Annotated in this window: 11 protein-coding genes; all 11 read left to right on the top strand. The window is 43.9% G+C overall.

Annotation, left to right across the window (positions count from 1 at the left end):
- Positions 1–822, top strand: an 822-nt coding sequence (locus tag QVP40_RS03005) for a sensor histidine kinase (protein ID WP_288200292.1), incomplete at its 5' end; no start/stop codon positions are given.
- Positions 819–1508, top strand: a complete 690-nt coding sequence (locus QVP40_RS03000) for a response regulator transcription factor (RefSeq protein WP_022067023.1) — start codon at positions 819–821, stop codon at positions 1506–1508. The genes QVP40_RS03005 and QVP40_RS03000, both read left to right, overlap by 4 nt.
- Positions 1509–1968: 460 nt before the next feature.
- Positions 1969–3579 carry a glutathione ABC transporter substrate-binding protein gene (locus QVP40_RS02995; RefSeq protein ID WP_022067022.1) on the top strand — a complete coding sequence of 537 codons (1611 nt, stop codon included), beginning with the start codon at positions 1969–1971 and terminating at the stop codon, positions 3577–3579.
- A 186-nt stretch (positions 3580–3765) separates the two neighbouring features.
- Complete coding sequence (locus QVP40_RS02990) at positions 3766–4686, top strand: ABC transporter permease (protein ID WP_022067021.1); 921 nt, start codon at positions 3766–3768, stop codon at positions 4684–4686.
- Positions 4687–4697: 11 nt separating this feature from the next.
- On the top strand, positions 4698–5600 hold the full coding sequence (locus QVP40_RS02985) for an ABC transporter permease (protein WP_022067020.1): 903 nt from the start codon (positions 4698–4700) through the stop codon (positions 5598–5600).
- A gap of 11 nt (positions 5601–5611) precedes the next feature.
- Positions 5612–6595: an ABC transporter ATP-binding protein gene (locus QVP40_RS02980; RefSeq protein ID WP_022067019.1), complete on the top strand. Its 984-nt coding sequence runs from the start codon at positions 5612–5614 to the stop codon at positions 6593–6595.
- 6 nt (positions 6596–6601) lie between these two features.
- A complete protein-coding gene (locus tag QVP40_RS02975; RefSeq protein WP_022067018.1) occupies positions 6602–7585 on the top strand; it encodes an ABC transporter ATP-binding protein in 984 nt (327 codons plus the stop codon).
- 21 nt (positions 7586–7606) lie between these two features.
- Positions 7607–8917 (top strand): alpha-L-fucosidase, encoded by a 1311-nt coding sequence (locus QVP40_RS02970; RefSeq protein ID WP_022067017.1) that lies wholly within the window; start codon positions 7607–7609, stop codon positions 8915–8917.
- A gap of 36 nt (positions 8918–8953) precedes the next feature.
- The gene (locus QVP40_RS02965) at positions 8954–9715 is read left to right on the top strand and encodes a DeoR/GlpR family DNA-binding transcription regulator (RefSeq protein WP_022067016.1); all 762 of its coding nucleotides are present in this window, start codon (positions 8954–8956) and stop codon (positions 9713–9715) included.
- A gap of 61 nt (positions 9716–9776) precedes the next feature.
- The gene (locus QVP40_RS02960; protein WP_022067015.1) at positions 9777–10535 is read left to right on the top strand and encodes a copper homeostasis protein CutC; all 759 of its coding nucleotides are present in this window, start codon (positions 9777–9779) and stop codon (positions 10533–10535) included.
- Positions 10536–10580: 45 nt separating this feature from the next.
- A partial coding sequence (locus QVP40_RS02955) for a transglutaminase-like domain-containing protein (RefSeq protein ID WP_288200287.1) occupies positions 10581–11254 on the top strand: 674 nt, incomplete at its 3' end.

The raw sequence follows: 11254 nt of genomic DNA, 5'->3' as shown, positions 1-11254 counted from the left end.
AATCTGGATTTTGTGCTGGATGTGGAAGGGACAGATGAATTTTCCGAGCTGTGCCGGGATTTTGAAGAAATGCGGCGGCGTCTGAAGGAATCCGCTGAGGAAAAGATCATTCTGGATAAGGAAAACAAGGAGCTGATCAGTAATATTTCCCATGATCTTAAAACACCTATCACAGCAGTAAAGGGATATGTGGAAGGGATTATGGACGGAGTTGCGGATACTCCTGAAAAAATGGACCGTTATGTAAGAACCATTTATAATAAAACAAATGAAATGGATCATCTGATCAATGAGCTTACATTTTATTCCAAGATTGACACCAACAGGATCCCGTATACGTTCAGTAAACTGAACGTGGAGGATTATTTTTCTGACTGCGCAGAGGAGATCGGTCTGGAGCTGGAAACAAGAGGAATACAGCTCTGCTATGCCAATTATGTTGACAGAAGCGTGCAGGTGATTGCAGACGGAGAGCAGATCCGGCGGGTGATCCATAACATTATCGGAAATGCGATCAAATATATGGACAAGGCAAAGGGCGTGATCCAGATCCGGGTAAAGGATGTGGGGGATTTCGTTCAGGTAGAGATCGAGGACAATGGAAAAGGAATCGCCTCCAAGGATCTGGCTTATATTTTTGACCGTTTTTACAGGACAGATGTTTCGAGAAATTCTTCCAAGGGAGGAAGCGGAATCGGACTTTCTATTGTAAAAAAGATCATGGAGGACCATGGAGGAAAGGTGTGGGCTACCAGCCGTGAGGGAATCGGAACCATTATGTATTTTGTTTTAAGAAAATATCAGGAGGTACCAATGAAATGAGTAAAATACTGATCATTGAAGATGAAGAGGCTATTGCAGATCTGGAAAAGGACTACCTGGAACTTTCCGGTTTTGAAGTGGAGATTGCCAACAGAGGCGATACAGGACTACAGAAAGCAATGACAGAGGAATATGACCTGATCATTCTGGATCTTATGCTTCCGGAGGTGGACGGATTTGATATCTGTAAACAGGTGCGTCAGGAAAAAAACACGCCGATCATTATGGTATCTGCCAAAAAAGACGATATTGACAAGATCCGGGGCCTGGGTCTGGGGGCAGACGATTATATGACGAAGCCATTCAGCCCAAGTGAGCTGGTTGCCAGAGTAAAGGCCCACATGGAAAGATATAATCGTCTGGTAGGATCCGGAGCGGTAAAAAATGATGTGATCGAGATCAGGGGAATCAAGATTGATAAAACTGCAAGACGTGTGTGGGTAAACGGAGAGGAGACAACCTTTACTACAAAAGAGTTTGATCTTCTTACATTTCTGGCAGAAAATCCAAACCGTGTCTTTACAAAGGATGAACTGTTCCGGGAAATATGGGCAATGGAATCTGTGGGAGATATTGCTACGGTTACAGTTCATATTAAAAAGATCCGTGAGAAGATCGAGTTTAATACAGCCAAACCTCAGTATATTGAAACCATATGGGGAGTAGGCTACCGGTTTAAGGTTTAAAGGCAGAGCAGGGAAAGACGGAATAAAGGACTCCAGAGATAAAATGATTAAGAAACGATGATATGGGGACAGGCAGGAATAGACAACTTTCCTGCCTGTCCTTTTTTCTGTTGCGGAGGGAAAACCATAGTATATAATTTCTGATAAAAGAAAAATGTTTGATTCGTCCTGTTCTGAATTGTTTATACTTATTTACCAGATAAAAACAAGAAAGAGTAAGAATAATCAATAAAAAATAATAAAAAATCATTGACAAATATGTAGAAAATTGTTATACTGTGGACATCGAATTAAGGTAAAGTATTTTTTATGAGTATGCAAAGGGGCAAATTGTTGAATCAGATCAGATAATGAGAACATTGCAAAGACGCAAAAAATAAGAGATGCTTTTTTTGTACCCATATTTCATAACGAAATTGTAACTTATTAACAAATAAAAAAACAAAAAGGAGAAAGATTTATGAAGAATCGTAAAAAAGTTCTCGCAGCCCTTCTGGCAGGTGTAATGACACTGTCCATGGGCACAACAGTATTCGCAGCAGCAGAAGACGGATACGCACTGAAGGCAACCAACACAGAAGCAAAATCCCCGGACAATGATCTGGTGATCGCAATCGAGGGAAGCGTAAGTTCCATGGACCCGGCAAATATTCCGGATACCAATGCAATCTCTGCAACCCGCGGATGCTATGAAATGTTAGTAGCTTTTGATGAAAACCAGGAAATTCAGGGACAGCTTGCAGAGTCCTATGAGGTTTCCGAGGATTCCCTCACCTATACATTCCATCTCCGTGAAGGTGTTAAGTTTACAGATGGAACAGACTTTAATGCGGCAGCAGTAAAGGCAAACTATGATCGTATCATTGATAAAGAGAACAATCTCCGTCAGAGAAGAACCTTTGTTGTAACAGGAGAGGACGGATCAGAGACATACCGTGTGGAAAGCATTGAGACTCCGGATGACTACACTGTAGTATTCAAGCTTACTGAGCCATGGGCACCGTTTATCAACCGTATGACACAGATCTGTATGATCAGCCCGGCTGCTCTTGAAGAGTACGGCAATGATATTATGAACCATCCGGTAGGAACCGGCCCGTTCATCTGCACAGAGTGGGAAGAGGGAGATCATACAACTTTCGAGCGCAATGAAGATTACTGGGGCGAAAAAGCTTCTGTAGATACTGTTACTATTAAAGAGGTTCCGGAGGCAGGTTCCCGTACCGCTATGCTTCAGACAGGCGAGGCTGATCTCGTTTATCCGATGCCTGCAGACCAGATCGAAGCAATCAAAGGAAACGATGATGTAAACGTACTGGCAGCAGACTCCAACATCATGAGATATGTAACTCTGAACATGAACGTTCCGGAGCTGAAAGATGAAAAAGTACGTCAGGCTATGAACTACGCTATTGATAAAGACGCATATGTTCAGCTTATGTATTCCGGATATGCAAAACCTGCAACTTCTATCGTTCCTTCTATTATCGGAGGATACAAGGAGCAGACTCCTTATACTTATGACCTTGAAAAAGCAAAAGAGCTTATGAAAGAAGCCGGATATGAGGATGGCTTCAAGCTTACACTCTGGGGAGACAACTCCACTCAGGAAGTAAAAGGTATGACATTTATCAAACAGATGCTTGCTCAGATCAACATTGACGTTGAGGTTCTTCCTATGGAGCCTGCAACACTGAATGACAAGATCTATGTAGATCAGGAAGAAGCAGAAGTTAATATGTGGTATGTAAACTGGTCCGCATCTGATTTCACTATGGATGGTTCTGTTCGTTCCCTGCTTCACAGCGACATGGTACCTCCTACAAGTGCAAACACAGCATATTTCGTAAACGAAGACTTTGACAAACTGTTAGATGAAGGTCTTGCAACTGCTGATCCGGACAAACAGGCTGAGATTTATGGCGAGGCTCAGACAATCGCATGGGAAGCTGCTCCGTGGCTGTTCCTTGGAAACGATCAGATCCTCTATGCATCCAAATCTTATCTCTCCGGCGCATATGTATCTCCGGACGGAGCATTTAACTTCACTAACGCAGTGCTTGCTCAGTAAAAGAATATTTAAAAAGTAAATATTTAACTGGGGCGACAGGCGCCGCAGAAGTATGTAACAGAACATAAAGGTTCTTAGCAGAAAACTGCCGTTCAACTGTCTGTGACCATTCACAGATGTGGGGACGGCAGTTTTTGTGACTATGGACAGTGATTATTTTTTATAACTCAGACTGGAGGCAAAAGAATGGGTAAATATTTTTGTAAGCGTGTTGCAAGCGCAATCCCTCTCCTTCTTGTGATTTCATTTGTAATATTTATGTTTATACATATGATTCCCGGTGATCCGGCCAGAATGATCGCAGGACAGGATGCAACTAAGGAAGACGTAGAAGTTGTAAGAGAGCAGCTGGGACTGAATGATCCTCTGCTTGTACAGTATGGAAAATATATGAAAGGTCTTTTTACCGGAGACCTTGGCGATTCCATCAAAAACGGAAAAACTGTTGTTGAGACAATCGCTCCCAGAATGAAACCAACAATCATGCTCACAGTATCTGCAATGATCTGGGCGACTATTATCGGTATTGCGCTTGGTATCATATCAGCAGTATTTCATGGAAGAACTCTTGATTATATCGGAATGATCATTGCCATATCGGGTATATCGGTGCCAAGCTTCTGGCTGGGACTTGAGCTGATCCAGGGCTTTTCTGTTGCTCTTCAGTGGCTTCCTACCGGAGGACTGGATTCCTGGCAGAGCTACATCCTTCCGTCACTTACCATGGGCGCCGGAATCATGGCGGTTTTGGGACGATTTACCAGATCTACCATGCTGGAGACCATGCGTGAGGATTATGTTCGAACAGCCCGTGCAAAAGGCTTAAAGGAAACTCTTGTTGTTATGCGTCATGCATTTAAAAACTCTCTTATTGAGATTATTACAGTTGCCGGACTTCAGATCGGCGGTCTTCTTTCAGGTTCTGTTATGGCAGAAACTGTATTCTCTATTCCGGGACTTGGCCGTCTGCTGGTAGACTCTATTAACTTCCGAGATTACAAGGTAGTACAGGCTCTGCTTCTGTTCTTTGCAGCAGAGTATATTGTCATCAACCTGATCGTGGATGTTCTTTACGGAGTCATCAACCCGAAAATTCGTTATAATTAGGAGGAAAAAAGATGGCACAGACAAATACAAATTTAGATCAGAACAAATTTGCTGCTGCTGAAGAGCTTCCTAAGGCGCAGAGTAAGGTAAAAGAATTTACCAAAAAGTTTATGAAGCGAAAAACAGCAGTTGTTTCTCTTGTTTTTATTCTGTTTATTGTTTTAATGGCAATTATTGCACCGTTTGTTGTTCCTTACGCACCGGATCAGCCGGATTACACAGCCCTTCTTCAGGGACCAAGCTCTGCTCATATCTGGGGTACAGATGAGTTTGGCCAGGATGTATTCAGCCGTCTGATGGTAGGTTCCAGACTGTCCCTTTCCTGCGCTCTGATCGCTACAGTTATCGGAACAGCCGGCGGCGTTATTCTGGGACTGATCGCTGGTTTCTACGGCGGTTTTGTTGATTCCCTGATCATGAGATGCTGTGATGTGCTTTTTGCATTTCCGGACATCCTGCTTGCAATCGCAGTTGTTGCTATTATCGGACCAGGTATGGTAAACGTTATGATCGCTGTTGCGGTGTTTACGGTTCCATCCTTTGCCCGTATCATACGAAGCGCAACAATTTCCGTAAAGCAGTCTCTTTATGTTGAGGTTGCCCGTTCACTGGGATGTAAGAACAGCAGAATTTTGTTTGTCCATGTATTCCCTGGAACTATTCAGTCTATGATCGTAAACTTTACCATGCGTATCGGTACAGCAATCCTTGCTGCATCATCCCTGAGTTTTCTGGGATTCGGAGCAAATGTTACAGAGCCTGACTGGGGCGCAATGCTTTCACTTGGACGTAACTATCTGAACACAGCTCCGCATATGGTACTGTTTCCTGGTATCCTGATCTTCCTTACTGTTCTTGCATTCAACCTGCTTGGAGACGGTCTCAGGGATACTCTGGATCCGAAGATGAACTAGGAGGAAAAACCATGGCAGAAAAATTATTGGAAGTAAAAAATCTCCGCACAGAATTTAAGCGGGACAAAACATGGGTAACAGCCGTAAATAATGTTTCTTTTTCTATTGAAAGAGGAGAAATCCTTGGTCTGGTAGGAGAATCCGGCTGCGGTAAATCAGTAACCTCCCTGTCAGTTATGCGTCTTCTTGCAAGAAACAGTAAGATTTCCAACGGTGAGGTTATTCTGAACGGAACAGACCTTCTGAAAGAAGATAAAAAGGGTATGAGAAATATCCGCGGAAGAGAAGTTGCAATGATCTTCCAGGAGCCGATGAACTCTCTGAACCCATGTATGAAAATAGAGAAGCAGCTTACAGAGGCAATTCTGCTTCATAATGATTTTACCAAAGAACAGGCTCATCAGAGAGCATATGATGTACTGAAATCCGTAGGTATTCCTGAGCCGGATATGACTCTGAAGAGCTATCCCCATCAGCTTTCCGGCGGTATGTGCCAGCGTGTAATGATCGCAATGGCCATGTCCTGTGAGCCGGAGCTGCTGATCGCAGACGAGCCCACAACTGCTCTTGACGTTACCATTCAGGCGCAGATCCTTGAGCTTATGGAAGAAATCCGTGAAAAGAAAAATACAGGAATCCTGATGATCACACATGACCTTGGTGTTGTAGCCGAAATGTGCAGCCGCGTAGTTGTTATGTATGCAGGACGTATTGTAGAGGAAGCTCCTGTAAAAGAACTGTTCTCTGCACCAAAACATCCGTATACACAGGGGCTGATCGCTTCTGTGCCGAAGCTGGGAAGCGGAGTGGAATCACTTCCGTCTATTCCGGGAAGCGTACCGGATCTTTCCGTAATGCCAAAGGGCTGCAAATTTGCACCGAGATGTAAGTACGCAACAGATATCTGCAGAGAAAAAGAACCGGAGCTTATGACAGTGGAAGGTATTCATAAATGCAGATGCCACCATATGAATGATCTTGGAAAGGAGGCGTAATTGATCATGAGCGAAGCATTAGTATCTGTAAAAAACATATCAAAAACATTTTCTGCTAATAAGGGGATGTTTGGAAAGAAAAAATTCGTTCACGCAGTAAACGACGTTTCCTTTGACATTATGCCGGGAGAGACTTTTTCTCTGGTAGGAGAGTCCGGCTGCGGTAAATCCACAACAGGTAAACTGATCGATCATCTGATCACACCGGATACAGGTGAGATCTGGTTTGAAGGAAAAGATATTTCAAAAATCTCTGACAATGAGATGCGCCCTTTAAGATCTGACATTCAGATGGTATTCCAGGATCCCTACGGTTCTCTGAATCCGCGAATGAAGGTTCAGGATTTGATCGGAGAGCCTCTTCTGATCCATACCAATATGACAGCAGGCGAGAGACTGAAAAAGGTTCATGAGCTTCTTGGGGTTGTAGGCTTAAGCCCATCTCACGGAGAGCGTTATCCTCATGAATTTTCCGGCGGACAGCGTCAGCGTATCGGTATTGCCAGAGCGCTTACTGTGCAGCCGAAACTGATCATTGCCGATGAGCCGGTATCTGCTCTTGACGTTTCCATCCAGGCGCAGGTGCTGAACCTCCTTCAGAACCTTCAGAAGGAATATAACCTTACATATCTGTTTATTTCTCACGACCTCAGCGTTGTGGAGATGATTTCAGACAGAATCGGCGTTATGTATCTTGGAACAATCGTTGAGACAGCGCCGAAAAAAGAGCTTTACGCAAATCCGAGACATCCATATACAAGAGCGCTTCTTTCAGCAGTTCCGATCCCGGATCCTGACAAGAAGTCCAAACGTATTATTCTGCAGGGGGATCTTCCAAGTCCAAGTAATCCGCCAAGCGGATGTCTGTTCCATACACGCTGCCCGCACTGTACGGAAAAATGTAAAACAGAGCGTCCTACTCCGGTAGAGGTAGCACCGGGACATATTGTAAAATGTCATTATCCGGATCTGCAAGAAACAACAAAATAAAACCTGCACAGGAGGAAGGTCATGTACACATTTAACAGAGAAGAGTATAACAAGAGAATGGAATGGTACCTGGATGCGAGATTCGGTATGTTTATCCACTGGGGACTTTATTCTATTCCGGCAAGAGGAGAATGGGTAAGAAGTGAAGAGGAAATTCCGAAAGAAGACTATATGAAGTATTTTGAGGAATTTGATCCTGTTGATTACGATCCGAGAGCATGGGCACGGGCTGCAAAAGAAGCAGGTATGAAATATGTGGTACTTACAGCAAAGCATCATGACGGATTCTGCCTTTATGACAGCCAGTACACAGATTTCAAATCCACAAACACAAAATGCGGACGAGACCTGATCAAAGAATATGTGGAGGCTGTTCGCGCAGAAGGTCTGAAGGTAGGAATTTACTTTACGATTATTGACTGGTATCATGACGATTATCCTCATTACGGAGACAGACAGCATCCTATGAGAAATAATCCGGCATACAAAAACGACGGACGTAACTTTGACAATTATCTGACCTATATGCATAACCAGATCCGTGAAATCTGCACCAACTATGGAAAAATTGATATTCTGTGGTTTGACTTTTCCTATGATGATCTCAGAGGAGAGGCATGGAGAGCAACAGAGCTTATGGATATGGTAAGAAGTCTTCAGCCGGAAGTGATCATCGACAACCGTCTGGAGTGCAGCGGCGAGGGTTACGGTTCTCTGGCTGCATGTAAGCCTACCCCGTACCACGGCGATTTTGTAAGCCCTGAACAGATGATTCCGCCAAATGGAATTCAGGACGTGGAGGGCAATGATATTGCCTGGGAAGCCTGTGTGACTATGAACAATCACTGGGGCTATTGTGCTACCGATCATTTTTATAAACCGGCTCCGATGCTGATCAAGAAGCTGGTAGAATGTGTTTCCAAAGGCGGAAATCTCATTCTTAACGTAGGTCCTGATGTGAAGGGCAATATTCCTGAGGAATCCATGAAGATCCTTCAGGAGATCGGTAAATGGATGAAGAAAAACGGAGAGAGTATTTACGGCTGCGGAAAGAGCCAGATTGCAAAACCGGATTACGGACGTGTTACAGCTAAGGGCAATCACGTTTATTTCCATCTTTTTGAAAATACTATCGGACCGGTTCCGCTTCTGGGAGTGCCGAAAGACCGTCTGAAGGGAATCCGTTATCTTGCAACAGGCGCTGAGGTGCCTGTATCAACAAGCTGGGTACACAGTGATTATCCGGATATTGTATTTGCAGATCTGGGTCTGGATCCTGTTCTGCCGGATCAGACAGATACAGTTCTTGACGTAATACTGACAGAAGAGTAACAGCATAAAAACCTCTTAACGGAAAGGAGGTATTTCATGTTTACAGAAGAAAGACAGGCGGCTATTATACAATGTCTTCAGGAAAAGGGTAAGGTAAAGGTAAAGTCCCTTAGTGAAAAATTTCATGTATCAGAGGACTGTATCCGAAAAGACCTGAAGACCCTGGAAAATTCCGGAAAACTGAAAAGAACCTATGGAGGGGCGATCATGTCTCAGGATTACCCCCTCCAGAGAGACGTTATTGACAGACGAAATTATCATCTGGACAAAAAGAAGATTATAGCAGAAAAGGCTTTTGGACTTATCAAAAGCAACGAGACCGTTTTTCTGGATATTTCCACAACTAATATTGAGCTTGCCAAACTTCTTGCTGCCTCCAGGATAAAGGTTGTTGTTGTAAGCAATATGATTGATATTTTGCAGATTCTTGTGCAGAATCCCATGATAACTGTCATTGGTACAGGAGGAACCATGTATCAGGGGGTGAACGGTTTTATGGGAGCGGCAACCATAGAGGTATTGAAGCAGTACAGCTTTGACAGAGCCTTTCTGGGAAGCTGCGGTGTGGATATGGTTGACTGTACGGTCACTACTCTGGGAGTGGAGGACGGGCTGACCAAAAAAGCTGTAATCAACAGCAGCAGACATAAGTACGTTGTAATGGAAAAAGAAAAATTTTATTTTAATGATTCATATAAATTTGCGCATTTTGACGATATAAACGGAATCGTAACAGACGAGTATCCGGACAGTACGATCGTGAGGACGCTGGAGGCATCCGGGGTCAGGCTGGTATAAATGCTGCAAAATAAAGAATCTTTATCTGGATGCCTGCAAAAACGGGCAATAAGGAGGATATATGGCTGATTTTATTCTAGAAGCATGTGTGGATTCAGTGGAGTCCGCACTGTCAGCAGCAAAAGGCGGCGCAGACCGGTTGGAGCTGTGCGGCAGTCTGGTCATCGGAGGAACAACTCCTAATCCGTGGCTGTTTCAGGAAATCCGGAAGCATACAGATATCAGGATCCATGCTCTGATTCGTCCGAGATTTGGTGATTTCTGCTACACAGATGAAGAATTTATCCTGATCCGCGAGGCGGTGAAAGAATTTCGCAGACTTGGAGCAGAAGGCGTTGTTATTGGAATCCTGAAGCCTGATGGAACTCTGAATATGGAACAGATGAAGCATCTGATGGAAGATGCAGAGGGAATGTCTGTCACTCTTCACAGAGCGTTTGATGTGTGCGCAGATCCTTATGAAACAATGGAACAGGCAATTTCCCTTGGAATTGATACAATTCTTACATCAGGACAGAAAAATATCTGTACTGCCGGAGCAGACCTTCTTAAAGATCTTGTAGAAAAGAGCGCCGGAAGAATTACGATCCAGGTTGGAAGCGGAGTGAATGCAGATGTGATCCGTGAGCTTCAGCCAAAAACAGGAGCCACAGCGTTCCATATGTCCGGCAAGGTTACTATGGACAGTGAAATGGAATACCGCAGAGAAGGAGTGAATATGGGGCTTCCGTCTCTCAGCGAGTATGAGATCTGGAGAACTGATGAAGAGGCTGTACGCAGAGCAAGACAGGTGCTTGACGGATTCTGCGGCAGAAATTGAAATATACCTGTATGTCTGTGAGATACCGGACAGGAAAGGGACAATATGAGTGAATTTCTGAAAGAAAACCGGGAGAGAATTCTGGAAGGTTATAAAAAAATAAAAGAACAGTTTCCCGGTGTATTTGAGGAGATAGATAAACAAATAGAAAAGCAGGAGCCGGAAACGGCTCTTGCTTTGAAATATCTTTATATGACAATGCCCTGCAGCGATATAGGAAATTATTCTTTTAAGGTATTTCTTGATTATGCAGAGAACAGCGTAAGGCTGTGGAAAGAAGCGGAAGGTGTCAGATCTCTTCCGGAAGATATTTTTTTGAATTACGTGCTGTATCACAGAGTGAATGAAGAAGAAATCGCGCCCTGCAGAGAATTATTCCATAACGAGATCAGAGGCTTTATGGAAGAAAACAAAAAGCTTTCTCTTATGGACGGATGCAGCAGAAAAGATTTTGCCATTGAGGTAAATTACTGGTGCGCGCAGGAGGCTACTTATCATTGTACAGACGACAGAACACTTTCTGCTCTTACTGTTTACAGAAGAGGAAACGGCCGCTGTGGAGAGGAATCTGTATTTACGGTAAATGCCATGAGGAGTGTGGGGATTCCGGCACGCCAGGTATATGCGCCAAAGTGGTCGCACTGCGATGACAATCATGCCTGGGTAGAAATCTGGAATGATGGAAAGTGGTATTTTCTGGGAGCCTGTGAACCTCTTCC

The organism is Blautia sp. CAG:257 (genome assembly GCF_000433815.1).
Taxonomy (GTDB): domain Bacteria; phylum Bacillota; class Clostridia; order Lachnospirales; family Lachnospiraceae; genus Blautia_A; species Blautia_A caecimuris.
Note: the sequence above shows the minus strand (reverse complement) of the source record. Positions and strands in the feature narration are given on the sequence as shown.

Coding starts and splice junctions, on each gene's coding strand:
- QVP40_RS02980 (WP_022067019.1), top strand. CDS start 5,612: ATGGCAGAAAAATTATTGGAAGTAAAAAATCTCCGCACAGAATTTAAG.
- QVP40_RS02995 (WP_022067022.1), top strand. CDS start 1,969: ATGAAGAATCGTAAAAAAGTTCTCGCAGCCCTTCTGGCAGGTGTAATG.
- QVP40_RS02965 (WP_022067016.1), top strand. CDS start 8,954: ATGTTTACAGAAGAAAGACAGGCGGCTATTATACAATGTCTTCAGGAA.
- QVP40_RS02960 (WP_022067015.1), top strand. CDS start 9,777: ATGGCTGATTTTATTCTAGAAGCATGTGTGGATTCAGTGGAGTCCGCA.
- QVP40_RS02990 (WP_022067021.1), top strand. CDS start 3,766: ATGGGTAAATATTTTTGTAAGCGTGTTGCAAGCGCAATCCCTCTCCTT.
- QVP40_RS03000 (WP_022067023.1), top strand. CDS start 819: ATGAGTAAAATACTGATCATTGAAGATGAAGAGGCTATTGCAGATCTG.
- QVP40_RS02985 (WP_022067020.1), top strand. CDS start 4,698: ATGGCACAGACAAATACAAATTTAGATCAGAACAAATTTGCTGCTGCT.
- QVP40_RS02975 (WP_022067018.1), top strand. CDS start 6,602: ATGAGCGAAGCATTAGTATCTGTAAAAAACATATCAAAAACATTTTCT.
- QVP40_RS02970 (WP_022067017.1), top strand. CDS start 7,607: ATGTACACATTTAACAGAGAAGAGTATAACAAGAGAATGGAATGGTAC.